The 25569-nt window shown below is 66.9% G+C and carries 24 protein-coding genes; 6 read left to right on the plus strand and 18 right to left on the minus strand.

The window, feature by feature from the left end; translation table 11 throughout:
- Positions 1–4: 4 nt before the first annotated feature.
- Entirely contained in the window at positions 5–1594 is a 1590-nt protein-coding gene (locus tag EZ304_RS05635; protein ID WP_099552124.1) for a phospholipase D family protein, read from the plus strand.
- Positions 1595–1604: 10 nt separating this feature from the next.
- On the opposite strand, the gene EZ304_RS05640 is transcribed toward EZ304_RS05635, so the two are convergent.
- The gene (locus EZ304_RS05640; RefSeq protein WP_142806516.1) at positions 1605–2681 is read right to left on the minus strand and encodes an HDOD domain-containing protein; all 1077 of its coding nucleotides are present in this window, start codon (positions 2679–2681) and stop codon (positions 1605–1607) included.
- Between the two features lie 278 nt (positions 2682–2959).
- Here EZ304_RS05640 and EZ304_RS05645 point away from each other — a divergent pair, with 278 nt between their 5' ends.
- Positions 2960–4057, plus strand: coding sequence for a Glu/Leu/Phe/Val dehydrogenase dimerization domain-containing protein (locus EZ304_RS05645; RefSeq protein ID WP_099552109.1), 1098 nt, complete (start codon positions 2960–2962; stop codon positions 4055–4057).
- Between the two features lie 45 nt (positions 4058–4102).
- On the opposite strand, the gene EZ304_RS05650 is transcribed toward EZ304_RS05645, so the two are convergent.
- A complete protein-coding gene (locus EZ304_RS05650) occupies positions 4103–6949 on the minus strand; it encodes an autotransporter serine protease (protein WP_142806517.1) in 2847 nt (948 codons plus the stop codon).
- Between the two features lie 183 nt (positions 6950–7132).
- Between EZ304_RS05650 and EZ304_RS05655 the strand changes: the two genes are divergently transcribed.
- From EZ304_RS05655 to EZ304_RS05665, 3 genes are all read left to right on the plus strand, one after another.
- Complete coding sequence (locus EZ304_RS05655) at positions 7133–8308, plus strand: thiolase family protein (RefSeq protein ID WP_142806518.1); 1176 nt, start codon at positions 7133–7135, stop codon at positions 8306–8308.
- 124 nt (positions 8309–8432) lie between these two features.
- Entirely contained in the window at positions 8433–8774 is a 342-nt protein-coding gene (locus tag EZ304_RS05660) for a hypothetical protein (protein WP_004153024.1), read from the plus strand.
- 157 nt (positions 8775–8931) lie between these two features.
- Complete coding sequence (locus EZ304_RS05665; RefSeq protein WP_006461120.1) at positions 8932–9342, plus strand: hypothetical protein; 411 nt, start codon at positions 8932–8934, stop codon at positions 9340–9342.
- A gap of 279 nt (positions 9343–9621) precedes the next feature.
- On the opposite strand, the gene EZ304_RS05670 is transcribed toward EZ304_RS05665, so the two are convergent.
- The 10 genes from EZ304_RS05670 to rlmD all read right to left on the minus strand — a co-directional run bounded on the left by EZ304_RS05670 (position 9622) and on the right by rlmD (position 18645).
- The gene (locus EZ304_RS05670) at positions 9622–11259 is read right to left on the minus strand and encodes an acyl-CoA dehydrogenase family protein (RefSeq protein WP_142806519.1); all 1638 of its coding nucleotides are present in this window, start codon (positions 11257–11259) and stop codon (positions 9622–9624) included.
- Positions 11260–11320: 61 nt separating this feature from the next.
- A complete protein-coding gene (locus EZ304_RS05675) occupies positions 11321–11584 on the minus strand; it encodes a hypothetical protein (protein WP_106551010.1) in 264 nt (87 codons plus the stop codon).
- A 181-nt stretch (positions 11585–11765) separates the two neighbouring features.
- Positions 11766–13031 (minus strand): FAD-dependent oxidoreductase, encoded by a 1266-nt coding sequence (locus EZ304_RS05680; protein WP_142806520.1) that lies wholly within the window; start codon positions 13029–13031, stop codon positions 11766–11768.
- A gap of 102 nt (positions 13032–13133) precedes the next feature.
- A complete protein-coding gene (locus EZ304_RS05685) occupies positions 13134–13340 on the minus strand; it encodes a cold-shock protein (protein ID WP_005410590.1) in 207 nt (68 codons plus the stop codon).
- Positions 13341–13428: 88 nt separating this feature from the next.
- Positions 13429–14175 (minus strand): S-methyl-5'-thioinosine phosphorylase, encoded by a 747-nt coding sequence (locus EZ304_RS05690; protein ID WP_099552119.1) that lies wholly within the window; start codon positions 14173–14175, stop codon positions 13429–13431.
- Positions 14176–14257: 82 nt separating this feature from the next.
- Positions 14258–14812 carry a hypoxanthine-guanine phosphoribosyltransferase gene (locus tag EZ304_RS05695; RefSeq protein WP_005410592.1) on the minus strand — a complete coding sequence of 185 codons (555 nt, stop codon included), beginning with the start codon at positions 14810–14812 and terminating at the stop codon, positions 14258–14260.
- The gene (gene nagZ / locus EZ304_RS05700) at positions 14812–15819 is read right to left on the minus strand and encodes a beta-N-acetylhexosaminidase (protein ID WP_142806521.1); all 1008 of its coding nucleotides are present in this window, start codon (positions 15817–15819) and stop codon (positions 14812–14814) included. Before nagZ ends, EZ304_RS05695 begins: the two co-directional genes overlap by 1 nt.
- A gap of 163 nt (positions 15820–15982) precedes the next feature.
- Positions 15983–16678, minus strand: coding sequence for a DsbA family oxidoreductase (locus EZ304_RS05705; RefSeq protein ID WP_142806522.1), 696 nt, complete (start codon positions 16676–16678; stop codon positions 15983–15985).
- 113 nt (positions 16679–16791) lie between these two features.
- Positions 16792–17277, minus strand: coding sequence for a CYTH domain-containing protein (locus EZ304_RS05710; protein WP_049421258.1), 486 nt, complete (start codon positions 17275–17277; stop codon positions 16792–16794).
- A gap of 33 nt (positions 17278–17310) precedes the next feature.
- Positions 17311–18645 (minus strand): 23S rRNA (uracil(1939)-C(5))-methyltransferase RlmD, encoded by a 1335-nt coding sequence (gene rlmD / locus EZ304_RS05715; protein WP_142806523.1) that lies wholly within the window; start codon positions 18643–18645, stop codon positions 17311–17313.
- A gap of 127 nt (positions 18646–18772) precedes the next feature.
- Here rlmD and EZ304_RS05720 point away from each other — a divergent pair, with 127 nt between their 5' ends.
- Complete coding sequence (locus EZ304_RS05720) at positions 18773–19501, plus strand: hybrid sensor histidine kinase/response regulator (protein ID WP_142806524.1); 729 nt, start codon at positions 18773–18775, stop codon at positions 19499–19501.
- A 600-nt stretch (positions 19502–20101) separates the two neighbouring features.
- Here EZ304_RS05720 and recO read toward each other — a convergent pair.
- From recO to lepA, 6 genes are read right to left on the minus strand one after another with little or no spacing between them, the layout of a single operon-like run.
- Positions 20102–20821, minus strand: a complete 720-nt coding sequence (gene recO, locus EZ304_RS05725; RefSeq protein ID WP_099555388.1) for a DNA repair protein RecO — start codon at positions 20819–20821, stop codon at positions 20102–20104.
- Positions 20822–20839: 18 nt separating this feature from the next.
- Entirely contained in the window at positions 20840–21736 is an 897-nt protein-coding gene (gene era, locus EZ304_RS05730) for a GTPase Era (protein WP_005410599.1), read from the minus strand.
- Positions 21733–22413, minus strand: coding sequence for a ribonuclease III (gene rnc, locus EZ304_RS05735; RefSeq protein ID WP_019662167.1), 681 nt, complete (start codon positions 22411–22413; stop codon positions 21733–21735). Before rnc ends, era begins: the two co-directional genes overlap by 4 nt.
- The gene (locus tag EZ304_RS05740; protein ID WP_099555386.1) at positions 22403–22786 is read right to left on the minus strand and encodes a DUF4845 domain-containing protein; all 384 of its coding nucleotides are present in this window, start codon (positions 22784–22786) and stop codon (positions 22403–22405) included. Before EZ304_RS05740 ends, rnc begins: the two co-directional genes overlap by 11 nt.
- A gap of 52 nt (positions 22787–22838) precedes the next feature.
- Positions 22839–23633, minus strand: a complete 795-nt coding sequence (gene lepB / locus EZ304_RS05745; protein WP_049429924.1) for a signal peptidase I — start codon at positions 23631–23633, stop codon at positions 22839–22841.
- A gap of 54 nt (positions 23634–23687) precedes the next feature.
- Positions 23688–25481 (minus strand): translation elongation factor 4, encoded by a 1794-nt coding sequence (lepA, locus tag EZ304_RS05750; protein WP_185959242.1) that lies wholly within the window; start codon positions 25479–25481, stop codon positions 23688–23690.
- Between the last annotated feature and the right edge of the window lie 88 nt (positions 25482–25569).

The raw sequence follows: 25569 nt of genomic DNA on the forward strand, positions 1-25569 counted from the left end.
ACGCATCGCGTGGCTCTACCATCGGGGCATGAGCCTGCCCAAGCCCCTGTGGCGACGCCTGCTGCGCGTCGCTGCACTCATCCTCGCCGCGCTGTTGCTGCTGGTCCTGTCCGGGCTGCTGCTGGCCGACCACCTTACGCCGCAGGCGCAGGGCGCCCCTTCGCACGTCCTGCCGCTGCAGCCGGCGCAGACCCGCATCGACCAGCAGATCGTGCCGCTGCAGGACGCACACCCGGGGCAATCGGGCGTGGCGTTCCTCAGTGATGGCATGGATGCCTTCGCCGCGCGCGCGATGATCACCGCCCACGCTGGCCGCAGCCTGGACCTGCAGTACTACATCTGGCACGACGACCTGATCGGCCACCTGATGGCCAAGGCGCTGTATGACGCCGCCGAGCGCGGCGTGCGCGTGCGCATCCTGCTCGATGACATGAACGCCAAGGACAAGGACGCGCTGATGATGGCGCTCGATGCGCATCCGAACATCGAGATCCGCCTGTACAACCCGTTCCGCAACCGCAGCGGCGTCGCGCGCACGCTTGAACTGGTGCAACGCGCCTTCAGCGTCAACCACCGCATGCACAACAAGAGCTGGATCGCCGATGGCCGCATCGCGATCGTCGGCGGCCGCAACATCGGCGAGGAATACTTCAGCGCGCGCGACGATGTGAACTTCCAGGACCTGGACCTGGTCGTGGCCGGGCCGGCGGTGCAGCAGGCCAACCAGATCTTCGACGACTACTGGAACAGCAGCGCGGCGATCCCGATTGCCGCGCTGGCCTCATACACCGATGCACAGTTGCGGCAGCTGGTGCGGCAGTCAGACCTGGATGCGATGCATGCCCGGGCACAGCCCTACCTGCAGCGCGTGGCCGAATCGCGCGCCCTGCAGCGGCCCAGCCCGGAACCGCTGCACTGGAGCGCGAACGTGCGCATCGCCTCCGATCCGCCGATGAAGCACCGCGGCGATGATCGCCGTAGCTGGCTGGTCAGTACGCTCAGCGACGAACTGCACAGCACCCGCAGCAATGCGCTGTTGATCTCCCCCTACTTCGTGCCTGGCGATGATGGCGTGCAGGCGCTGTCGGCGCTCGCGGCGCGTGGTGCGCAGGTTGGCGTGGTCACCAACTCGCTGGCCGCCAACGACGTGGCCGCAGTACACGGCGGCTACATGGGCTACCGCGTTCCGCTGCTGAAGGCCGGCGTGCAGCTGTACGAACTGAAGGCACACGGCAGGCCCGATACCAGCCTGTTCGGCAGTAGTGGGGCCAGCCTGCACACCAAGGCGTTCGTGGTCGATGATCGCCGCGGTTTCGTCGGCTCGTTCAACCTCGACCCGCGCTCGGCCTATCTCAATACCGAGATGGGCGTGCTGTTTGACGACCCGGTGCTGGGGGCACAGCTGCGCAACGAGTACCTGCGCCTGGCCAGCCCGGAACACAGCTGGTGGTTGACGCTCGGCCACGACGATGGACTGCGCTGGCTGGAACGGCAGCCACCACCGCACTGGGTGGAAACCGAGCCCGGTGCCAGCCTGGGCAAGCGCTGGACCGCGCGCGTGATCAGCTGGCTGCCGGTGGAATCGCAGCTGTAACGCCCAACCCTCAGTGCACCGGACCAACCTCTTCCTGGCCGGCTTCATCCCGCGTTTCCACGCTGCGCCCATGCAGACGCCGCCAGATCCAGCGCAGCGCATGCGGTGGCGCCGACGGCAGTTGTTCGAGCAGGGCCAGCATGCGGCTCTGGCTGGCATGTCCATGCCGGCACAGCAGGCTGGCCGCCGCCGCCGCGCTGGCCAGACGCAGGCTGTCGGCGAGTGGGCCATCGGCCTCCGGCGCCAGTGCCTGGTGCACGGGCTCGGGCAGCTCCCAGGCTGCAGCCACGCGTTGTGCCAGCGGCAACGACCATTGCTGCAGCAGTTGCAGGGCCAGCGCCGGCTCCACGGTTTCGTCGCGCGCCTGCGCTTCCTGCAGCAACTGGCGCATCACCAGCGCTGATCCCAGCCCCTGCACCAGGCCCAGCCACTGCGCAGCGAAGGCATCGCCGAAGGTGACCGTGCGCGCGTGATCGGCGGCCGCACGCGAAGCCAGCAGAGCGTGTTCCCAGATGATCGTGCTGAACTGCGGAAACATGCCGCACTGCACCTGCATCACCGGCTGCACCAGCACCGCGCTGATGATCTGGCGCACGCCCTCGGTACCGACCAGGGTCACCGCACGCTGCAGGCTTTCCACCGGCCGCTCATGCACCTTGTAGGCCGGGCTGTTGGCGATGCGCAGCAGATTGCCGGTCAGCACCGGGTCCTGGCCGATGATCGCCGCCATCACCCGTGCCGAGGCGGCATCGTCGTTGACGGTCTGGATCAGCTGCGGCAGCAGTTGCGGGCGTCGCGGCAGGTGCCGGGCGGCCCAGTCACGATCCTGCAGCGCGCGCGCCACCGCTTCGCCCAGTGCCGGGTCCTGGACGGGGGCAGGCTCGCCGGCCAGCCGTGGGTACAGGGCCAGTGCGTGCAGGCCGCGCTGCAGGTGCGCGGCGATCTCACCGGCCTGCAGGGCCTCGCCCTGCAGGCTGGCTGCGGCAGCAGCGACGGCCTGTCGCGATGCGGCCGCCAGACGCAACGGAGCCGCCCCGGTCGAGCGCGCCAGCCAGGCGCGCAGCGATCGCCACCAGGCCGGCGTCATCGCCGCCCGCCCTGTCGTTGTGGTGCCCTTGCCGTCACTGACCGCCCTGCCTCTTCACGCGAATCCGGCCACCCGCCGTCGTCGCAGCATCGGCCGCACTTTCATCTTCTTTAACCGGAAGGTCGCCGATGTCGACGGCAGCGGCCGGGGGAATGGACTAGAATGGCGCCGCGCGACCCGTCCCCCTGCACTGACGACGTCGCTTTTTTTGTTTTGGGACCCTACCGTTCACTGGCCGTTCGCTGCAGTTCGCCGCTGTTCGTGCCATCGGAGACGCCATGCTATTCGAAACCCTCGCCACCACCGGCCACGAACAAGTGGTGTTCTGCCACAACCACGATGCCGGCCTGAAGGCGATCATCGCCATCCACAACACCACCTTGGGCCCGGCCCTGGGCGGTGTGCGCATGCGCCCCTACGCCAGCACCGAGGAGGCGCTGGCCGATGCGCTGCGGCTGAGCCGGACGATGACCTACAAGAATGCACTGGCCGGCCTCAACGTGGGCGGCGGCAAGGCGGTGATCATCGGCGACCCGAAGACGGACAAGACCGAGGTACTGTTCCGCGCCTTCGGCCGCTACGTAGATTCGCTGGGCGGCCGCTACATCACCGCCGAGGACGTTGGCACCGACGTCAACGACATGGAGAACATCTACCTGGAGAGCCAGTTCGTGACCGGCGTGCACCAGGTCCATGGTGGCTCCGGCGATCCGGCGCCTTTCACGGCCTACGGTGCACTGCAGGCACTGATGGCGTCGATGCGCTTCAAGTTCGGCCATGAGGAAGTGGGCAAGACCAGCATCGCGGTGCAGGGCCTGGGCCACATCGGCATGGAACTGGTGAAACTGCTGCGTGACCGCGGCGCCAAGCTGTATGTCACCGACCTGGACAGTGCGCTGGTTGATCGTGCAGTCAGCGATTTCGGCGCCGAAGCGGTCAAGCCGGACGAGATCCACGAGGTGAACGCCGATGTGTTCGCACCGTGTGCACTGGAAGGTGCGATCAACGCCGACACCCTGCCGCGGATCAAGGCCAAGATCATCTGTGGTACCGCCAACAACCAGCTGTCGAGCCTGGAGATCGGCGACGAACTGCATGCGCGCGGCATCCTTTACGCCCCGGACTACGCGGTCAACGCCGGCGGCGTGATGAACGTGTCGCTGGAAATCGACGGCTACAACCGCGAACGCGCGATGCGCCTGATCCGCAGCATCTACCACAACCTCACCCGCATCTTCGAACTGTCGCAGCGCGAGAACATCGCGCCACAGCGTGCGGCCGACCGCATTGCGGAAAGCCGCATCCTGTCGATCGGCAAGCTGAAGATGCCGCTGGGGCGCAGCACTCCGCGCCTGGGCAACCTGCGCGGCGGCTGAGGCTGCAGACGTCGCGCCGGGAGTCTTCCCGGCGCGACCGATTCCTCAGAACCCGGTGCTGTAGCGCACCGCAGCCTGCCGCGCGCCCTCGCCACCGATACGCTGGCCAAAGCCCAGGCTCAGGCGGCCATTACGGCCCCACCACGACTCCAGCGCCACGCCTATCAGCGCACTGCCACGCGGCGCATTCCAGCCTGCCAGCGGCGCCCATGCATCGACGCCGACGAAACTGGCCTGCCAGTCCGCATCCGCACCATCAAGCCGCTGCTGCCATTCGGCATGCCCACGCAGCATCCAACGCCCCCAGCCGCGCTCGCCGCGGATACCGGCCAGCATCTGGCTGCGCTGCGAGCGATTGGCATCACCCCGCAGGCCGAAGCCAAAGCCGCCGAGTTCATTGAAGGCGTCAGTATCCACACGCGTGGTGCTGGCACCGAGGTAGGGCGTCAACGATGCGCCCGCACGCCCCAGTCGGTACCCGCCCTCCACGCTGGCACTGCTGAAACGGCCACCGTACCGCGCAGAAACGCCATAGGCGCCCGCACCGAGCAGCAGCTGACGATCCAGCGCGCGGGTGAACTGGCCGCTGCCGACCTGGGCCAGAGCATAGCCACGCCCCAGATTCCAGCCGGCGTACAGCTGCGCCTGCGCCTGGCGGTCACGCCCGCGATCACCGCCGAAACTGCTGCCACCATTGCTGCGGGTTTCGCCAAAGGCCACACCCATCAACCCATTGCTGCCCAGCGGCAGGTCCTGACCGGCCATCCAACCGCGGCTGTCGGCGGCATTGCCGGCAAAGCTGCCCTGCCCGGCCTCGCCCAACGCGCTCTGCCAGGTACCCCGCAGGCGCGGCGTGGCCTGCACACGATCGAAGCGTTCGGCGATCGCACGCCGCGACATGTCGATGCTGTCGAAGGTGGCGGCCTCGGCGCGGGCATGCGCCTGGCCGGACAGGCTCTGCAGGCTGTCGGCCAGGCCCTGTTGGCCCCCTCCGGCCCACTGCAGCGCACCGGCTGCCGCACCGAAGGGCGATCCCTGCAGGCCGGTGTTGCCGTCGAGCACTGCGAATGCGCCTTCCAGGCGCTGCGCGGCCACCTGCGCAGAAGCGCTCAGGCCGCTGGCCGCGGCGGTGACGTTGACCTGGGTCACGTTCAACCAGGCGTTGTTGCGGTCGTAGCCATACGTGGGGGCCACCAGGGTCAGTCCCTGCAGGCCGGTGGAAGTGGCCTCGGTACTGAAGATGCCGTTCAGCCCCCCCGCGGCGTGGATGAGGTCCTGGCGGGTTCCGTTCTGCGGCACATAGCCGGAGACGAAGCCATGCACGCGCACACTGCCATTGATCGTTGCGCTGCCGGTGACCTGCAGCGCGTTGGCGCCAAGGGCGATCATCAGCTGCGCGCCGGGATGCTGGGTATAGTTGCCCTCGATGGTGCCGGTGGTGTTGCCGGTGGTGAGGAACACGCTGCCGCCGTTGACCACATTGCCGATCACCCGCGGCGTGCCACCGTTGAACTGCAGACCGGTGGAATCCGGATCAGGCTGGGCGAGGATCGTCACGTTGGAACGGATCACGCCACCGTTCTGCAGCGTCAGGATGCCGCGCTCGACACGGGTGGCACCGGTGTAACCGTTGTTGCCGGTCAGCACCAGCTTGCCGTCTCCCTGCTTGACCAGGCCACCGCTGCCGGTGATGTCGTTGCTCCACGTCGAACCGGTCGAGGCCACATCCACACTGGCGGTCACATCACCCCAGTCGAAGCGGCCGGGACCATTGATCGCGCGACCGATGTCGAGCAGGCCATAGCCGAACACCGGATCCACACCGGGCGCACCGATGTCCTTGGCGGTACCCAGCAGGGTCTGCCGCACCAGATCGTTGTTGAAGTAGGGGAAGCGCTGCCAGACCAGCGCAGCCGCACCGGAGATCAGCGGCGCGGCGAACGACGTACCGTAGTTCCAGTAGTAGCTGCCACCATTGGCATCCGGGTAGACCGCGCTGCCTGGCGCCGCCAGGCAATAGCGGGCCGCCTGGCCGCAGGCATTCGAATAGCTGGCCAGCGCGCCCGGCGTGAACGGGTCCACCGCCGTGGCCACCAGCCAGCCGCGCTCCAGATCGGCCGCCGGAAGCGTGCCTGCCACGCCCTTCTGGCTGGGCAGCGCGGCCAGGCTGCTCGGCTCGCTGCGGCCGTCATTGCCGGCGGCGAACACCACCAGGCCGCCGTGATTGATCACGAACGGCCGGTATTCGGCGGCCACCTGCGCCGTGGTGGGCAGATCGGTCCAGTACAGGCCACCCCACGAGTTGTTCATCACCTTCACGTTGTAGCTGATCAGGTCCTGGTGGACCTGGGCCACACCCAGTGGCCCACTGAAGGCATTGCCATTGCCACTGCCGTCATCGGTCGGCGGCTTGTCGGAAATGATCCGTGCCGAGACGATCTGCGCACCTGGCGCAATACCGCCCGGCCAGGTTCCCACTGCCGCGCCAGCGGCGAGGCTGGCCACGGCGGTGCCATGCCCGACCACGTCATCAACCCCCAGGTTGTTCCTGGCCGGATCGATGTAATTGAAGTTGGCCAGCACGCGACCATTCAAGGCCACCGCGTTGCGCTGCACGCCCGAATCGACAATGCCGATGCGCACGCCCTGCCCGGTCAGGCCTGCGGCCTGTGCGGCACGCGCGTTGGTGACTGAAAGATGCGCATCAAAGGCCGGCTCCTGCGGCTTGACCGGTGGTGGTGTCGTCGGGGGAGGCGTGGTCGGAGGTGTCGGCGTGGTCGGGGGCGGGTCGACACGCACGTTGCTGCCGCCTCCGCCGCCTCCACCACAGGCCGTCAGCGCCATCGCCAGCGCGGTTGCCAGCACAGACCTCACCATCATCGTGCGTTCCATCGATTCCTTCCCGTGAACGTTGGCCTGCCTTCATCCCGGCAGGCGTTCGGCGCCGCACAGCGGCAGCCCTCCCCGACCCTCTATACTTGGGCCGACCCCCACGCAGTCTGCCGGGAAACCGGGGCGCATCCAACAGCCTCCGGTCTCCTTTCCGAACATTGCTTACGCATCAACGAGATTGCCATGTCCAACATCGTCATCGCCGCCGCCAAGCGCACCGCCATCGGCTCCTTCCTCGGCCAGTTCAACGGCGTGCCGACCCCGACCCTCGGCGCGGCCGCCATCGCCGCCGCGCTGGAACAATCGGGTGTCCCGGCCAGCGACGTTTCTGAAGTCCTGATGGGCTGCGTGCTGCCGGCCAACCTCGGCCAGGCGCCCGCCCGCCAGGCTGCGATCGCCGCCGGCATTCCGCTGTCGGCCGGTGCCACCACGCTGAACAAGGTGTGCGGCTCGGGCATGAAGACCATCATGCTCGGCCATGACCTGATCAAGGCTGGCTCGGCCAGCATCGTGGTCGCCGGCGGCATGGAATCGATGTCCAACGCCCCGCACATGCTGCCGAACTCCCGTACCGGCAACCGTTTCGGCAACTTCCAGGCGGTCGACCACATGGCCCACGATGGCCTGGTCAACGCCTACGACGGCAAGGCCATGGGCGAATTCGCCGAGTGCGCGGTGGACAAGTACCAGTTCAGCCGCGAAGAGCAGGACGCCTATGCGATCGAGTCGGTCAAGCGTGCGCAGGCTGCACAGGCCAATGGTGCATTTGCCGATGAAATCGTCGCGGTGAAGGTCGCCACCCGCAAGGGTGAGGTCGAGCTCGCTACCGACGAGCAGCCGGGGCGCTCCGACATCGCCAAGATCCCGACCCTGCGCCCGGCCTTCAAGAAGGATGGCAGCGTGACCGCGGCCAGCTCCTCCAGCATCTCCGACGGCGCCGCCGCAGTGGTGCTGCTGACCGAAGAGGACGCTGCCGCGCGAGGCATCACGCCGCTGGCCCGCATCGTCGGCCACGCCACCCACTCGCACGAACCGGAGTGGTTCACCACCGCCCCGATCGGCGCGCTGCACAAGCTGCTGGACAAGACCGGCTGGTCGCTGGACCAGGTCGATCTGTTCGAAATCAACGAAGCCTTCGCTGTGGTGGCGATGGCCCCGATGCGCGAACTGGGCATCCCTCACGACAAGCTCAACGTGAATGGCGGCGCCTGCGCACTGGGTCATCCCATCGGTGCCTCGGGCGCACGTCTTGTGGTGACCCTGGTCAACGCTCTGCGCACGCGTGGTGGCAAGCGCGGCATTGCCACCCTCTGCATCGGCGGCGGCGAAGCAACGGCAATCGCCATCGAATTGATTTAAAAAGATTTAACGATGATTTCGCAAAAATGAATGCGGGATCGCTTGACACCCAATCTTGGCTTGTCATCATGTTGTCGGCGCGCAGCATGCGCGTTGCCTAATTCTAACGACGAGGATTTACACAATGAGCATCAACAAGCTGCTGGTCGCGATGTCCCTGGCTCTGGCCCTGGCCGCCTGCTCGAAGCAGGAAGCTGCCCAGGACGCCGCTGCTTCGGCCAACGAAGCCGCCACCGAAGCCCAGGCTGCTGCCGACCAGGCCGCCGCTGCTGGCGCCCAGACCGCCGACGCTGCCCAGCAGGCCGCTGACACCGCCGCCACCGCTGCTGACGCTTCGGTCGACGCTGCTGCCCAGGCTGGCGCTGCTGCCACCGACGCCGCTGCCGGCGCCGCTGCTGACGCTGCCAAGGCTGCTGAAGGCACCGCTGAGAAGGCCAAGGACGCTGCTGAAGAAGCCAAGAAGTAATAACTTCTTTCTTCACGCTGTTCTGGAAAAGCCGCTGGTTCGCCAGCGGCTTTTTCTTTGCGTGGATGTCGGCGATCAAGCCCCTGCATCGCGACCCGGTCTTCACAACGGCATGAATAGGCTGGCGTCCCCATCCATTGCAGTGCCGGAGACCGCCATGAAGATTCGTCCGATCACCACCACCCTGCTGGCCGCCTCCCTGCTGCTGGCCCTGGCCGCCTGCAAGGGCCCGGAAGCCGAACAGGCCAAGCAGGACGCGCAGCAGGCGGCCGACAGCGCCGGCGCTGCCGCCCGCGACGCCGTCGACAAGGCTGCTGCTGCCACCCGCGAAGCCGCCGACAAGACCGCAGCCGCTTCCGAGCAGGCCGCCGCCGATACCCAGCAGGCGCTGGACAAGGCCGCAGACGCCACAGCCAACGCCGCCGACAAGGCCAAGGACGCCGCAACCGACGCCGCTGCGCACGCCAGCGACGCCACCGCCAACGCCGCGCAGAAGGTCGCCGACAAGGCCCGCGATGTCGCCAATGACGCGAAGGCAAATGCCGCCAAGGAAGAAGCCAAGCACTGAGGTGTACCTGCAGCCGAGCATCGCCTCGGCGCTACAGGAAAAGCCGCGGCACTGCCGCGGCTTTTCTGCTTTTCGCTCTCCGCTCTTTCTGTTGATTCCGTGGTGGACGGCACGGAAACCGTCCAAGGCCGTGCGAGTGGGTTGCGCAGGGGTGTCCGCGGCATGGATGCCGCGGCCAAGCCCCCAAGGACGGGTTCACGGCGCCCCCTGTGCAACCCACTCGCACGGCCACTGCCGATATCAGCGCCCACCACGAGGGGCTCCGCCGTTGGCCGCTCCCTACGGCAACGCGCGCGCCAGCATCGCCGACAGATCCAATCCCGCCGGCAGCGTCCCGAATGCCAGCCCATGCTCCCTGTCCAACCGGCTGCGCACGAACGCCTCCGCCATTGGACTGCGCGCACGCAGCAGCAGCGCCGCCTGCAGCAGCAGCGCAGTGCGCTCGCAGAACAGCCGCGCCTGTGATTCCTCAGGCGCCGGCGCCGCTGCCCAACGCTGCAATGCAGCTGCATAACGCGCATCGAGATCGGCCACTGCGGCCAGCTCGCTGCGCAATGCCGCCATCGCCTCCGGCTCGCGTGACAGCGCGCGCAGGACGTCCAGGCACTGGATGTTGCCGCTGCCTTCCCAGATCGAATTCAACGGCGCCTGGCGGTACAGCCTCGGCAGCATCGACTCCTCCACGTAGCCCGCACCGCCCAGGCATTCCTGCGCTTCGTTGACGAAGGACGGCGCGCGCTTGCACAGCCAATACTTGCCCAGTGCGGTCCCCAGCCGTGCCAACGCGGCTTCGCTGGCATCCTCGCCGGCGCGATCCACCGCCCGCGCGATGCGCATCGCCAACACGGTTGCCGCTTCCGACTCCAGCGCCAGATCGGCCAGCACATTGGCCATCAACGCATGCTCCACCAACAACTTGCCGAAGGTGCGCCGATGGCGTGCATGATGCAGCGCCTGCGCCAGCGCCATGCGCATCTCTGCGGCCGCACCCAGCATGCAGTCCAGGCGGGTCATCATCACCATGCCGATGATGGTCGCCACGCCACGCCCTTCTTCGCCCACACGCCATGCCTGCGCGCCACAGAACTCGACCTCGCTGGACGCATTGGCCCAGTCGCCAAGCTTGTCCTTCAGCCGCATCAGCCGGAACGCATTGCGGTCACCGTCGGCCAAGCGGCGCGGCATCAACAGGCAGGTCAGTCCGCCCGGCGCCTGTGCCAGCACCAGGAAGCCATCGCACATCGGCGCGGAGAAGAACCACTTGTGGCCGACCAGGCGGTAGCGTTCGCCATCGATCGGTTCGGCCCGCGTGCTGTTCGCGCGTACGTCCGAACCGCCCTGCTTCTCGGTCATGCCCATGCCCAGAGTGATGCCGGCTTTGTCCGCCACGGGCACATCACGCGGGTCATAGACCGGCGCGCCGGCCTTGCGCGCCCATTCGGCCAGATGCGGCTGCGACTGAAGCACTGCCACCGCCGCATGCGTCATGGTCAAGGGGCAACTGGTGCCGGCTTCGGCCTGGTGGTGCAGATAGCTCAGTGCCGCACGCGCCACATGCGCGCCGGGCTGCGGCTCATGCCAGGACAAACCCGCCACGCCATGCTGCTTCGCTGCGGCCATCAGCTGGTGGTACGCAGGGTGGAACTCGACCGCATCTATGCGATGGCCCTGCGCATCGTGCGTGCGCAGGCGCGGGCGATCACGGTTGGCGTCAAAGCCGAGCCGGTACAACTCGTCGCCGGCCAGTGCTCCATATGCGGCCAGCCGCGGCGCGAAACTGCCCGCCCCCTCGCGCTTCACCGCTTCCATCAACGCTGCATCATCGGTCCACAACTGGCGACCGGCGAAGGGCGGTGGCTGGTTCAGCACCACATGGGTTTCAAAGGGGGCATTCATCGCGTTGCCTGCTGCGGTCATCGGCGCATCCTGCACGGAGGGGTGGTGACCGATTCTGCCGCAGACCGCGTCCGTGCCGTGTTCAGCCGCCGCGGGCCAGCGCCACCGGTGCAAGGCCGATATCCACGTCGCTGCCCGGCCGGCGAACCGCCGGCAGCTCCAGCAGCATCTGCGCCGCACATCGGCGGATATAGCCGTGGTGCTTGTCGGCCGCATGGCTGATCAGGCTGCCGACATGGAATTCGAACACATCCTCCAGTACGTCGGGCTGGTCCTCGTGCAGCATCCGCAGCAGACCGCGCAGCTTGCAGATTTCCGATTCCAGCTCTTCGACCGCGAACAACATGGCGTCCTCCTCTTCAACATCAGCGGCTCATCCGGGCCGCAGCAGGCGGCGACGGCAGGGCCGCCCGGGGCCATGCGCGATGTTGATCACGGAAAGGAAAACGGGCGACGCGGCTGTCGCGTGCTCCCCCCTTCTCGCACATCCGCAGTGAGGCAACCGTTAATTCCCGTGACGGTGCGCTTCACGCATCAGCGGTAATCACGCTGATGGGTGACATCGCCACGGTAGCCATTGCGTCGATGAACGCCGGATCCACCGCGAGCGAACCGAACCATCCCTGCTGCGTGCCACTGAGCACGCGCAGCATGTGGCCACGGCCTCCGGGCAGGCGCCCCATCGGGCCCAGCAGCACGTCGCGCGCCTTCGCCCAGGCATCGCGGTCAGACTGGAACAGCGGCGTCAGCCAACGGCTCCAGCGCTGGTAGACCGCTACGTGCGCCCTGCGTTGCGCCTGGTACGCCTGCAACGCTTCGGCACCACAGCCATGCCTGCGAACGGCATCGCGCAATGCCAACGCATCGAGCAGCGCCATGTTCACTCCCTGCCCCAGCTGCGGGCTCATCGCGTGCGCGGCATCCCCTGCCAGCACCATGCGGCCCTGGTGCCAGCGCGTCATCACTGCATCGCGATAGACCGCGCGCGCCAGCTGGCCAGCATCGCGCAGGTGGGCAAAGCGCGCACTGGCCTGCGGCCACAGCGCATGCAGCTCGTCCAGCCAGGGCGTCATGCCATCGGCCTGCCAGCGCTCGAAGTCGGCGCGTGGCAGGCTCCAGAAGAAGCTCAGGCGCGGCATGTCATCGCCGGGACGCGTACCGACCGGCAGCAGGCCGATCATCTTGCGCGCGGCCACGTAGCGCTGCCGCAGCTCCTGCACGTGCGGCCAGTCTTCGGCCGGCAACAGGCACCACAGCGCCCCCCACGGATACACGCGGTCCAGCCCGGCACCGCCGGCGATCGTGCCGCGCAGCGCAGAGGCCGCGCCATCTGCGGCCACCACCAGATCGAACGGGCCGTGCGCGCGCCCTTCGCTGTCGCGCAGGCGCCCGTGCTCAGCATCCACCTCGGTGATGGTGGTACCGGCATGCAGCTGGCCAAGCCCGCCACGGGCATCATCCAGCAGCGAGAACAACGCCCCACGCTGCATGCCCAGTCCGTGCAGGCGCGCATCCAGGCCGTCGTAGCGCATGTCCATCACCGCGCGCTCGCACGGCGTGTCTCCATACAGGCGGTGCACCGGCGCGGCATGCGCGCGCACCGCATCCAGCAGACCCATCTGCCACAGCACCTGCAGGCCGCTGGGCTGCAGCAGGAAACCGGCACCCACCGGCCCCGGCGTGGGCACGCGTTCGAAGATCTCCACCTCGTGGCCGTCACGGGTGAGCAGGATGGACACTGCCTGTCCAGCGGTGCCGTAGCCAATCACGGCGATACGCAGTCGTTCCGTCATGACCGCATTGTGCCCGAGACGGGTGGATCGCGAGCGGGTCGCGGGCACGCCGCGCAAAAAAAACCCCGCCGAAGCGGGGTTTTCAACGCACTGTCGAGTGGATCACTCGGCCGGCGTGATGTTCGAAGCCTGGGCGCCCTTCGGGCCCTGGGTCACGTCATAGGTGACACGCTGGCCTTCCTGCAGGCTGCGGAAGCCCTTGGAGTTGATGGCGGAGAAGTGCGCGAACACGTCGGCGCTGCCATCCTCCGGCGAGATGAAGCCAAATCCCTTGGCGTCGTTGAACCACTTGACGGTACCGTTCGGCATGGTGATGCGAGACCTTATGCAATGAATGGGTGGTGTACGCTGAACCCGCGCACAAGCTGAGTATGCAAAGCTTGCTCGGGGAAGACAATCACCCCCGCGCCAATTCGCCCACCAGTTCCGGAAGTCCGTTGCTGGCCGCCTGTACGTTGGCCAGCACTTCGGCCATCGTAATCTCCTCGCCATCACCACAGCCGGCAGCCCAGTTGGCGATGATCGCCAGGCAGGCATAATCCAGCCCCAGCTCACGTGCCAGCGCGGCTTCCGGCATGCCGGTCATACCGACCAGGTCACAACCGTCGCGACGCATGCGGGCGATCTCGGCGATGGTTTCCAGGCGTGGGCCCTGCGTCGCGCCGTAACAGCCACCGTCATGGACCGTGACACCGGTCACTTTGGCCGCCGCCAGGATCTTGCTGCGCAGCATCGGCGTGTACGGGTGGCCGAAATCGACGTGGACCACGTCGCTGCCTTCTTCTTCACAGATGGTGCTGATGCGGCCCCAGGTGTAGTCGATGATCTGGTCCGGGCAGGCCAACACGCGCGGACCGAAATCCTCGGTGATGCCGCCGACCGTGTTCAACGCCAGCACGCGCTGCGCGCCCAGCTGCTGCAGCGCGGCCAGGTTGGCGCGGTAATTGATCTTGTGCGGCGGCAGCGAGTGGCCTTCACCATGGCGCGCCAGGAACGCAACGCGATGGCCGAGCAGCGTGCCCACGCGCACCGGACCGGACGGGCGGCCGAAGCGGGTGTCGACCTCGTGGGTCTGCACGTCGTCGAGCTTGGCCAGGTTGTAGACACCGGTACCGCCGATCACGGCCAGGGCGATCTGTTGCATTCGAAGCACTCCATGAAAAGACGAACGCCGGCACCCGAGGATGCCGGCGATGGGAAAAGGCGCGCCGCAGGCGGCTGCGCGGTTATTCCTTCATTGCGTAGATGGCCGGCACGCAGCGCAGGGTTTCGTTGACGTCCATGCCGAAGCCGAACACATAGCGGTCCGGCAGTTCGATGCCTGCGTAATCGGCGGTCACATCCGGCAGCGCCCGGTCGTGCTTCTTCACCGTCATCGCGGCGATGCGCACATCGGTCGCGCCCTGCTCCAGGCACCAGGTGCGCACGCCCTGCAGGGTGTAGCCCTCGTCCAGGATGTCGTCGACCAGCAGCACGCGGCGGCCGAACAGCGAGGTGGCCGGCTTGTGCTTCCAGACCAGGTCGCCGCCGGTGGTTTCGCCACGGTAGCGGGTGGCGTGCAGGTAATCGAACTGCACGTCCTGCCCGCGCGCACCCAGTTCCAGCGCCAGCTGGCCGGCGAACGGCAGCGCGCCGTGCATGATCGACAGGAACAGCGGCACCTCGCCCTTGTAGTCGCGCGCGATGGCGTCGGCGATACCGGCAATGGCCTTGTCGATGGTGGGGCGGTCGACCAGCAGGTCAGCCTGGGCCAGGGCCTGGGAAATGGTGAGGTTGGGCATCAGACGGTTCTTCCAAGGGTTTCAAGCAGACGGGTTTGGGTGTCGCCATGGCGGGCATCGGCCAGCAGGCCATCCCAGCCAAGCGCGCCGCGGCCGATCAGGCCCAGCAGCGCAGCGGTATTGAGGGAGCGCCCCTGCACCGCGTGCAGGGCTTCATCAACCAGCTCCGGGTGGCAGACCAGCACCACGTCGCAGCCGGCATCCAGATGGGCGTGCACGCGCGCCGGCACGCCGCCGGCACTGTGCGAGGCAGCCATGCCGATGTCGTCGGAGAACACCACGCCACGGAAGCGGAGCTCGCCGCGCAGGATGTCCTGGATCCAGCGCGGCGAGTAACCGGCCGGTTCCGGCGCCACCTGCGGGTAGATCACGTGCGCCATCATCACCGCGTCGGCACCGGCGGCGATCCCGGCCTGGAACGGCACGAGGTCCTGCGCGCGCAGCTCGTCCAGCGCGCGCGGGTCGATCGCGGTATCCACGTGGGTGTCTTCCAGCACGGTACCGTGGCCGGGGAAATGCTTGAGCGTCGCGGCCATGCCGACCGAATGCATGCCACGCACGTAGGCGGCGGTGAATGCGGCCACCACCTGCGGGTCTTCACTGAAAGCGCGGTTGCCGATGGCACGGTTGCCACGGCCGAGATCGACCACCGGGGCGAAGCTCAGGTCCACGCCGCTGGCGCGTACCTCGCTGGCCATCAGCCAGGCATGCCGTTCGGCCAGTGCCAGGGCCTGCTGCGGGTCGGCGGCATACAGCGCACCAATGTCCTGCAGTGGCGGCAGATCGCTGTAACCCTCGCGGAAACGCTGTACGCGGCCGCCTTCCTGGTCCACGCAGATCAGCTGCGGGCGCGGCGCGGCGGCGCGGATGGCCGCGCTCAGATCGGTCACCTGCTGGCGCGAGGCGAAGTTGCGCTTGAACAGCACGACCCCGGCCACGGCATCGTGCTGCAACCAGTCACGTTCCTGGGCAGTCAGTTCGGTGCCGGCAACGCCGATCAGCAGCATGGTCGATCTCCACAACGCGCGCCCGCATGGCGCAGTGCCGCATTGTCGCAGAACCGGCCGACAGGCGCAGTGGTCAGAAAAAGGGGACGGAGGGGATTAAGGCGCAATCGGCCCCTACGGGCTGGATACGTCTTGATTCCCTGCGTCCCCTTTTCGGGGCCGGTCAGACCTTGCAGCCGTCCGGGCCGCAGGCCTCGTCGCCATCGGCGGGCGACTCCAGCGCGCCCTGCTCGGCGGCGATCTGGCGCAGGGCGTTGGCGAAGGCCTCGGGGGGCTGCGCCCCGGAAATGGCCCACTTCCCATCGATGACGAAGGTCGGCACCGAAGAAACGCCCAATGCATGGGCCTGCGCCAGCTTGGCTTCGACCTCGGCCAGGCCGCGGTCGGACGCCAGCATCTGCGCGATTTCGCCGGCATCAAGGCCGCCCGCCACGCCGGCCTTGATCAGCACCGAGGGGTCGGCCAGGTTCTGGCCCTGCTCGAAGTGGGCGCGGAACAGCGCCTCGCCCACCGCATCCTGCACGCCGTGCTGCCCGGCCAACCACAGCACCCGGTGCGCCGGCAGCGTGGTCACCCGCACCTGGCCCTGGCTGAAGTCCATCGGCAGGCCTTCGGCCCGCGCGGTGGTCTGGGTCTGGCCAAGGATCTGCTCGGTGCGCTCGACGCCACCGAACTTGCGCACGTAGGCCTCGCGCAGCGGCACCGGGGTAGCGTCCGCGTCCGGGTCCAGCTGGAACGGCTGCCAGTGGATATCGAGTTCAGGCGCGTTTGCGCCCAGCAACTGCACGCCCTGCTGGAAACGATGCTTGCCGATCCAGCACCAGGGGCAGACCACGTCGGAGTAGATGTCGATTCTCATCCCCACGACATGGGGCCCGCCCTGCTCGATAAAAGGGGACGAAGGGGATTAGGTCGTTTCCCGCACAGGTGGGGTAAAGACGACTTAATCCCCTCCGTCCCCTTTTTGGGGGTTCACCACTCTGAATACGGATGACTGGCCAGGGCAACGTTGTAGTAGCGGGCGTCATCAGTGACTTCGGCGCCCACCCAGTCCGGCAGGTCGATCGCCTGATCGGCGCTGTCCAGCTCGACCTCGGCCACCACCAGGCCGGCGTTGTCGCCGAGGAATTCATCCACTTCCCAGGTCAGGCCGGCGTGCTCGACCAGATGACGGCGCTTGTCGATCAGGCCGCCAACACAGAGCGCCAGCAGCGCGCGCGCATCGTCCACCGGGATCGGGTAGTCGAACTCCTGCCGGGTGTGGCCGATGGTGCGCGACTTCAGGTTCAGCGCAGCGTGATCGCCTTCGATGCGGACCCGCACCGACGCGTTCTGGGTGCCACGGTCGAGCGCGCCCATATCGTTGATGTAACCCTGCGCCATCGGGATCACCCGATGCGCGGCGGCACGCCAGCCATCACTGCTGACGAGGAATTTGCGTTCGATTTCGATGCCCATCGCGCCATTATGCGCGATGGGCATGACAGCCGATCAGCGCTTTTCGAACACCGCGATGCTTTCCACGTGCGCGGTGTGCGGGAACATGTCCATGGCGCCGGCACTGACCAGGGTGAAGCCCTGTTCGTTGACCAGGTAGCCGGCATCGCGTGCCAGGGAGCCCGGATGGCAGCTGACATAGACGATGCGCTTGAACTGCTTCAGCGGCAGCTGCTGCAGCACTTCGATCGCGCCCGAACGCGGCGGGTCCAGCAGCAGCTTGTCGAAGCCCTGGCGCATCCACGGGGTGCTGCGCTGGTCCTGGGTCAGGTCGGCGCTGAAGAACTGCGCGTTGGCCAGGCCATTGCGCTCGGCATTCTCACGGGCACGCGCGACCAGGCCGGCATCACCTTCCACACCGACCACTTCGCGCACGCGGCGCGCCAGCGGCAGGGTGAAGTTGCCCAGGCCGCAGAACAGGTCCAGCACGCGTTCTTCCTCACCCGGTTCGAGCAGGTCGAGGGCGTGGGCGATCATCTTCTCGTTGAGCTTGGCGTTGACCTGGATGAAGTCCAGCGGGCGGAACGCCAGTTCGACATCCCACGGCGCCAGCCGGAACGACAGCGGCACGCCCTGCCCGTCCAGCGGCTGCACGGTATCCACGCCACCGGACTGCAGGTAGATCACAAAGCCATGCTGCTGACCAAAGGCGGCCCAGGCGGCGCGGTCGGCATCGCTGAGCGGCTGCAGGTGGCGCACGGTCAGCACCACGGCCTGGTCACCTGCGATGAACTCGATCTGCGGGATGTCGCGCTTGCCATCGAGCGATTCGATGAAGGACGACAAGGCCTCGACCTTGGTGCCGATTTCCGGGATCACGGTCAGGCACTGGCTGAGGTCGGCGACGAAACGTGGGTCCTGTTCACGGAAGCCGACCAGGGTCTTGTCCTTCTTTTCGACCCGACGCACCGAGAACCGGCCCTTGCGGCGGTAGCCCCAGCTCTCGCCGACCAGCGGCGCCAGCACGGCACCCGGCTTCACGTGGCCGATGCGCTCCAGGTTGTCCATCAGCACGCGCTGCTTGGCGACGATCTGCTGGTCTTCGTCCAGGTGCTGCAGCACGCAGCCGGCGCAGGTGCCGAAGTGGGGGCACTTCGGGGTCACGCGCTGCGGCGAGGCCTGCAGCACTTCCACCGTGCGCGCTTCGTCGAAATGGCGGCTGCGGGCGGTCTGTTCGGCCATGACCACCTCACCCGGCAGCGCGCCGCTGACGAAGGTGACCTTGCCGCCCTCGCCTTCACGGCGGGCGACGCCGCGACCATCATGGCTGAGGTCGAGGATCTCGGTCTGGAACGGGGTACGGTCGATGCGGGAGCGGGATCGGGCCACGTGGCAACAGGCTGCGGGCAAAAATGGGGGCGTATTGTCGCAGATCCTGACCGGCAGGGTCCGGACCCGCTTGCGCCCGCCGCCGCCGTGCTTGATGATTGCAACAGCTGACATGGAGGCAGCCCTGATGCAGATGACCCCGCGGGCCAGCCGGCCCCGCTTCCTGCTTGTCGAGGACGACATCATCAGCCGCGGTTTTTTCAAAGCGGCGTTGGAAACGTTACCGGCGGACGTGGACACCGCAGACTCATTGGCCAGTGCGCTGGCCAGCGCCGAGCCCGGCGCGCATGACCTGTGGCTGATCGACGTCAACCTGCCGGACGGCAACGGCGCGCAGCTGCTGCGTGAACTGCGCCGTTCGCACCCCGATACCCCGGCGCTGGCCCATACGGCCGATGGCGACACCTCCATTCATGCCCGCCTGCGCGAAGCCGGCTTCAGCGACACGCTGGTCAAGCCGCTGGGCCGCGACCAGCCGCTGAAGGCCGTGCGCCGCGCACTGGTGAACAGCCCGGCGGGAATCTTCGTTGCCCCGGCTCCGGCAGCGGTCGAGCTGCAGGTGCAGGACTGGGACGAGACCGCGGCACTGGCCGCGCTCAATGGCCAGCGCAATCACCTGATCGCCCTGCGCGAGCTGTTCCTGGCCGAGCTGCCGGGGGTGCGAGACGCAGTCGAGCAGGCGGTGGACCAGCATGACGAGCGCCAGCTGCGCAGCCAGTTGCATCGGCTGCAGGCGAGCTGCGGCTTCGTGGGGGCAGCACGGTTGGGACGGGCGGTGCGCCAGTTGCATCATGCGCCGGAATCCGGGCAGGCCCAGGCTGGGTTCCGCGCTGCGGTGGCTGCCCTGCTGCATTGAGGGTTGGTCGGCAGGGCTGCGCCCTGCACCCGCAGAGGCTTCAAACCAAGGCAACGGCAACAGCAAAAGCTGGCATTCCGTAGGTTGGCGGGGCGGTGTCGGAGTGCGGGGACGCCGTGAACCCCGCTCCGCGGTCCGGCCCAGCCGCTGGCGACTGTGCGTTCGGGCGCTTGCGAAGCAGTGCTTCGCAAGCAAAGCGCCCTCACCCATGGGGGCTTGTCAGCCGCATCCATGCGGCTGACACCCCGCACTCCGACACCGCCCCACCTCTGACAGTTTTCCGCGATCGGGTAAATCCACGCCATGCGTGGATGAATCTCGGTCAGATATCGAAATCAATCAGGGGTCGGATCCGTTTTCCGGAGGAAAACGGATCCGACCCCATGCAATTCCGACAGCTCGCAAGAATCTGTCGAAGGCGGGGTGGGTCCGGTTGAGGGGGCGTGAGCCGCATGGATGCGGCGACCGAGCTTACATGGACGTACTTGCAGCGTCCCCCTCAACCGGACCCATCCCGCCATCCCACGGAATGCATGCTGTTGCTGTCGCTGTCGCTTTGGCCTCGGCAGGTGCAGGGCTGCAGGCCCTGCCGGACACCCCCTACCTGCGGGGCGCGAGCTGCTCGAGCATTTCCCAGGACTTCAGGCCGCGCGGCCCGAGGTGATGGGCCAGCACCCGCCGCATCGGCAGGCGCAGGCTGGCCAGGTCAGCGGCATCGGGCTCTTCGTCGGCCGCCAACGCCAGCAGCGCCGAGCCAGTGGCCGCCGCCCGGCGTTCCCCACCGCGCTCGCTCAGCAGGCGCTGCGCGCCTTCCTGCGGATCCAGTTCGTAACGTGCCGCCGGGTCGATCGGCTGGCCGTCGCTGGCACTGTCCAGTTCGAAACCCAGGCCCAGTGCGGTCAGCAGCTCACGCTCGAAACGACGCAGCGTCCAGGCCAGGCCGGCACCGACCGCCAGCCGCGCGCGCGCTTCGCCATAGGCCAGATACAACTCGGGCAACGGGTCCTGGCGGGGCGCCAGGCGCAGGGTCAGTTCACTCAGGTAGAAGCCGGCCAGCATCGCCTGGCCGACCAGCCTGGGTGCCGCATCCAGCGCTTCGGCGCCGCGCAGCTGGGCCAGTTCACCGCGCTGCTGGGCACTGAAGCGGATCCACTGCAATGGCTGCAGGGCAGCACGCAGCACCTGCCCCTTCGCCGTTGACACACCACGTGCGAGCAGGCCGATGCGGCCATGCTGCGCGCTCAACACTTCGACCAGCAGGCTGGTCTCGCGGTAGGCCCGTGCATGCAGCACGAAGCCGGTGTCGTCCTCGATCATCATCGAAGCGACCGCAACGGCTTACTCGTAACCGAAGGCCTTCAGCGCGGCCTCGTCATCGGACCAGCCTTCACGCACGCGCACCCAGGTCTCCAGGAACACCTTGGCCCCGAACAGACGCTCCATCTGCAGGCGGGACTTGGCGCCGATCTCCTTGAGGCGGGCGCCGCCCTTGCCGATCACGATGGCCTTCTGGCCTTCGCGCTCGACCCAGATCACCGCACCGATGCGCAGCAGGTTGCCGTCCTCGGTGAACCGCTCGATCTCAACGGTGGTGGCGTAGGGCAGCTCTTCGCCAAGCTGGCGCATCAACTGCTCACGTACCAGTTCGCCGGCCAGGAAACGCTGGCTGCGGTCGGTGATCTCGTCCTCGCCGAACATCGGCGGCGCTTCCGGCAGCAGCTTCAGCACGTCGCGCACCAGCGCTTCCAGGCCGTTGCGCTTCTGCGCCGAGATCGGATGCACGGCGGCAAAATCACGGCCCTCGGTCACCTGCTGCAGGAACGGCAGCAGCGCGCCCTTTTCCTTCAGACGGTCGATCTTGTTGACCACCAGCACCACCGGAATGCCGGCGTCGCGCAGCACATTGAAGGCCAGGCTGTCTTCTTCATCCCAGCGACCGGCCTCGATCACCAGCAGGCCAGCATCGACGCCCTCCAGCGAGCCACGCGCGGCACGGTTCATCACCCGGTTCATCGCCCGCTTCTGCACCTTGTGCAGGCCGGGGGTATCAACCAGCACCAGCTGGCCTTCCGGGTAGGTGGCGATGCCCAGCAGGCGATGACGCGTGGTCTGCGGGCGGTTGGAAACGATGCTGACCTTCGCACCGACCAAGGCATTGGTCAGGGTCGATTTGCCCACGTTCGGGCGGCCGATGACGGCCACGCTGCCGCAATGATGAGGGGTTTGTTCGCTCACTTGGAATCCAGTTGTTCTAGGACGGCCGCAGCCGCCTGTTGTTCGGCAAGCCGCCGCGAGGCGCCTTCGCCCTCGGTGCTGGCAGCCGGGTCGGCTACGTTGCAGCGTACCCGGAAGTGCTTGGCGTGGTCGTCACCGGATTCTGACACCAGTTCATACTGCGGCAACGCCTTCTGTCGGGCCTGCAGCCATTCCTGCAGGCGGGTCTTGGGGTCCTTCTCGGGCCGGCCGGAGGCCGGGAGTGCCTCGATCGATGCGCTGAACCAGGGCAGTACCACCGCCCGGCAGGCCTCGAAGCCGGCATCCAGGTAGATCGCAGCCACCACGGCTTCCACCGCGTCGGCCAGGATCGAGTCGCGGCGATGACCGCCGGACTTCATTTCGCCCGGGCCCAGGGTCAGCCGCTCGCCCAGTTCCAGGCTGCGCCCGATCACCGCCAGCGCGCCTTCACGCACCAGCTCGGCACGGGCACGGGTCATCGCCCCTTCGTCAGCCTTGGGCCAGCGTCGGTACAACGCCTCGGCCGCCATCATGTTGACGATGCTGTCGCCGAGGAATTCCAGGCGCTCGTTGTGCGGCGCACCGGCACTGCGATGCGTCAGCGCCTGCTTGAGCAGGGCCGGATCGCTGAAGGCATGACCAATCAGGTCGCCACGTTGGATGAATTTACTGGGCACCGCTTCGTGTCAGGTCCTGGGAAGAATCGAATTTGCCAACCACATCGAGATTGCCGATCAGCTGACGGCGCACTTCGTAGTTGACCTTGAGGGTCCAGCCATTGTCGCGGCGATCGAACTTCACGTTGGCCGGCTTCACATTGTCCGAGTAGTTGATGTACAGGCGCTTGAAGAACAGGTCCTGGATCCGCGACGGCTCCATGCTGCCCACGCCCGGCTCGTTGGCCAGGCTCTTCATCGCCGAGCGCACGGCGTAGTACTCCTGGTACATCGGGAACAGCTTCATGCCGATGTAGAGGAAGAAACCGACCACGATCAGGACCGTCAGGAACGAGGTCAGGGTCATGCCGCGCTGCGCGTTCATCGTCTTCATTGCGTTCTCCCCAGATACGCGTTGGATGTGAAAATACTCAGTTGCCGCCCGGTCAGTTGATGCTCGAGCCGATCCGCGACGGCTCGAAGCCATCCTTGCAGAACCAGCCCTGGCAGTTCAGCCAGATCAGGAACGCCTTGCCGCGCAGGTTCTCTTCCGGCAGCAGGCCCCAGAAACGGCCATCGTCGCTGTTGTCACGGTTGTCGCCCATCACCAGGTACTTGCCGGCCGGCACGGTCCACTGGCCCTGGCCACGCGGGTAGTCGGTCTCCAGCACGGTGTGGGTGCGGCCCGGCAGGTGCTCGACCAGCAGGTTGGCGCCTTCGCCCTGGCCCTTGTGGCCGGCGTAGATGCCCTTGTTGTCGTACTTCAACGGCTCGCCATTGAGGGTCACGCCGTCGCCTTCGAAGACCACGGTGTCACCCGGCACGCCGATCACGCGCTTGATGAAGTTCTCGCCCTTGGCCGGGTCGTTGTCGCTGTGGCCGGGGAAGTGGAACACCACCACGTCGCCACGCGAGGGCTCGCCGAACGGCACGATCTTGGTGTTGCTGATCGGCAGGCGCAGGCCGTAGGAGAACTTGTTGACCAGGATGAAGTCGCCGATCAGCAGGTTCGGCATCATCGAGCTGGACGGGATCTTGTACGGTTCGGCAATGAAGCTGCGCACGATCAGCACGATCGCCAGCACCGGGAAGAACGCACGCGAGTAATCCACCAGCACCGGCTCGGAATCGAGCAGGCCGGCGCGCTGGGCGCGACGCTTGGCGAGGTAAAGCTTGTCCGCAAGCAGGATCAGGCCTGAGGCCAGGGTCAGCACGACCAGGAGGATCTCAAACAGTTTCATTCAGGGTCCTTTGCAACGTCACCGGACGACCGGCCCCGCAGGGCCGGTGCGGGATTACTTGTTGTCCATCTGCAGCACGGCCAGGAACGCTTCCTGCGGGATCTCCACACGACCGACCTGCTTCATGCGCTTCTTGCCTTCCTTCTGCTTTTCCAGAAGCTTCTTCTTGCGCGAAACGTCGCCACCATAGCACTTGGCCAGCACGTTCTTGCGCATGGCCTTGACCGTGGTACGGGCGATGATCTGCGAGCCGACCGCCGCCTGGATGGCGACGTCGAACATCTGGCGCGGAATCAGGTCCTTCATCTTCTCGCACAGCTCGCGGCCACGGCGGTCGGCATGGCTGCGGTGCACGATCAGCGACAGCGCGTCGACCTTGTCGCCGTTGATCAGCACATCCACGCGCACGAACGGGCCGGCGTCAAAGCGCACGAAGTGGTAGTCCAGCGAGGCATAGCCACGGCTGACCGACTTCAGCTTGTCGAAGAAGTCCAGCACCACCTCGGCCATCGGCAGTTCATAGCTGATCTGCACCTGGCTGCCCAGGTAGTTGATGCCGATCTGGCTGCCGCGCTTTTCTTCGCACAGCTTGATGATGTTGCCGATGTACTCCTCGGGAGTGAGCACGTTGGCACGGATGATCGGCTCGCGGATCTCCTCGACCTGGTTCACCGGCGGCAGCTTGGCCGGGTTGTCCATGTTGATGATCGAGCCATCGGTCTTCAGGACTTCATACACCACCGTCGGCGCGGTGCTGATCAGGTCCAGGTTGTATTCGCGCTCCAGGCGCTCCTGCACGATCTCCATGTGCAGCATGCCGAGGAAGCCGCAGCGGAAGCCGAAACCCATCGCCTCGGAGCTTTCCGGCTCGAAGCGCAGCGCGGCATCGTTCAGGCGCAGCTTGTCCAGCGCTTCGCGCAGGTCCGGGTAATCCTCGGCATCGACCGGGAACAGGCCGGCGAACACGCGCGGCTGCATTTCCTGGAAACCCGGCAGCGGCTTTGGTGCCGGGTCGCCGGCCAGGGTCAGGGTGTCGCCAACCGGCGCGCCGTGCACGTCCTTGATGCTGGCGGTGACCCAGCCCACTTCACCGGCACGCAGCGCCGGCAGCACTTTCCGCTTCGGCGTGAACACGCCGACGTTGTCGACCTGGTGGTTGCGGCCGGTGGACATCACCTGCAGCTTGTCACCGGCCTTGATCTCGCCCTGCATCACGCGCACCAGCGAGACCACGCCCAGGTAGTTGTCGAACCAGGAGTCGATGATCAGCGCCTGCAGCTTCTCGGTGTCGCGCGGCGCCGGCGGCGGAATGCGATGCACGATTGCTTCCAGCACGTCCTGCACGTTCAGGCCGGTCTTGGCGCTGACCGGCACGGCGTCGGACGCGTCGATGCCGATCACGGCCTCGATCTCGGCCTTGGCACACTCGATGTCGGCGGTCGGCAGGTCGATCTTGTTGATCACCGGCACCACTTCCAGGCCCTGCTCCACCGCGGTGTAGCAGTTGGCCACCGACTGCGCTTCCACGCCCTGGGCCGCATCGACCACCAGCAGCGCGCCTTCGCAGGCGGCCAGCGAGCGGCTGACTTCATAGGAGAAGTCGACGTGGCCGGGGGTGTCGATGAAGTTCAGATGGTAGGTCTGCCCGTCCTTGGCCAGGTACGGCAGCGACACCGACTGCGCCTTGATCGTGATGCCACGCTCGCGCTCGATCGGGTTGGAGTCGAGCACCTGCGCTTCCATCTCGCGGGCCTGCAGGCCACCACAAAGCTGGATGATGCGGTCGGCCAGCGTGGACTTGCCGTGGTCGACATGGGCGATGATGGAGAAGTTGCGGATGTTCCGCATCGAATCAGAAGACATAGGTGGCGGCGGCGCGCGGCGTCGTCAGGGTAACGGTCGATTATCGCATGCCCGGCGCCCCACCGCGAAAGCG

The organism is Stenotrophomonas maltophilia, from assembly GCF_006974125.1.
GTDB classification, from domain to species: domain Bacteria; phylum Pseudomonadota; class Gammaproteobacteria; order Xanthomonadales; family Xanthomonadaceae; genus Stenotrophomonas; species Stenotrophomonas maltophilia_O.

Bases quoted from the DNA above. Each gene is read 5' to 3' on its own strand.
- EZ304_RS05640 (WP_142806516.1), bottom strand. From the start codon at position 2,681: ATGACGCCGGCCTGGTGGCGATCGCTGCGCGCCTGGCTGGCGCGCTCG.
- EZ304_RS05645 (WP_099552109.1), top strand. From the start codon at position 2,960: ATGCTATTCGAAACCCTCGCCACCACCGGCCACGAACAAGTGGTGTTC.
- EZ304_RS05650 (WP_142806517.1), bottom strand. From the start codon at position 6,949: ATGGAACGCACGATGATGGTGAGGTCTGTGCTGGCAACCGCGCTGGCG.
- EZ304_RS05655 (WP_142806518.1), top strand. From the start codon at position 7,133: ATGTCCAACATCGTCATCGCCGCCGCCAAGCGCACCGCCATCGGCTCC.
- EZ304_RS05660 (WP_004153024.1), top strand. From the start codon at position 8,433: ATGAGCATCAACAAGCTGCTGGTCGCGATGTCCCTGGCTCTGGCCCTG.
- EZ304_RS05665 (WP_006461120.1), top strand. From the start codon at position 8,932: ATGAAGATTCGTCCGATCACCACCACCCTGCTGGCCGCCTCCCTGCTG.
- EZ304_RS05670 (WP_142806519.1), bottom strand. From the start codon at position 11,259: ATGACCGCAGCAGGCAACGCGATGAATGCCCCCTTTGAAACCCATGTG.
- EZ304_RS05675 (WP_106551010.1), bottom strand. From the start codon at position 11,584: ATGTTGTTCGCGGTCGAAGAGCTGGAATCGGAAATCTGCAAGCTGCGC.
- EZ304_RS05680 (WP_142806520.1), bottom strand. From the start codon at position 13,031: ATGACGGAACGACTGCGTATCGCCGTGATTGGCTACGGCACCGCTGGA.
- EZ304_RS05685 (WP_005410590.1), bottom strand. From the start codon at position 13,340: ATGCCGAACGGTACCGTCAAGTGGTTCAACGACGCCAAGGGATTTGGC.
- EZ304_RS05690 (WP_099552119.1), bottom strand. From the start codon at position 14,175: ATGCAACAGATCGCCCTGGCCGTGATCGGCGGTACCGGTGTCTACAAC.
- EZ304_RS05695 (WP_005410592.1), bottom strand. From the start codon at position 14,812: ATGCCCAACCTCACCATTTCCCAGGCCCTGGCCCAGGCTGACCTGCTG.
- nagZ (WP_142806521.1), bottom strand. From the start codon at position 15,819: ATGCTGCTGATCGGCGTTGCCGGCACCGAACTGACTGCCCAGGAACGT.
- EZ304_RS05705 (WP_142806522.1), bottom strand. From the start codon at position 16,678: ATGAGAATCGACATCTACTCCGACGTGGTCTGCCCCTGGTGCTGGATC.
- EZ304_RS05710 (WP_049421258.1), bottom strand. From the start codon at position 17,277: ATGGGCATCGAAATCGAACGCAAATTCCTCGTCAGCAGTGATGGCTGG.
- EZ304_RS05720 (WP_142806524.1), top strand. From the start codon at position 18,773: ATGCAGATGACCCCGCGGGCCAGCCGGCCCCGCTTCCTGCTTGTCGAG.
- recO (WP_099555388.1), bottom strand. From the start codon at position 20,821: ATGATGATCGAGGACGACACCGGCTTCGTGCTGCATGCACGGGCCTAC.
- EZ304_RS05740 (WP_099555386.1), bottom strand. From the start codon at position 22,786: ATGAAGACGATGAACGCGCAGCGCGGCATGACCCTGACCTCGTTCCTG.
- lepB (WP_049429924.1), bottom strand. From the start codon at position 23,633: ATGAAACTGTTTGAGATCCTCCTGGTCGTGCTGACCCTGGCCTCAGGC.
- lepA (WP_185959242.1), bottom strand. From the start codon at position 25,481: ATGCGGAACATCCGCAACTTCTCCATCATCGCCCATGTCGACCACGGC.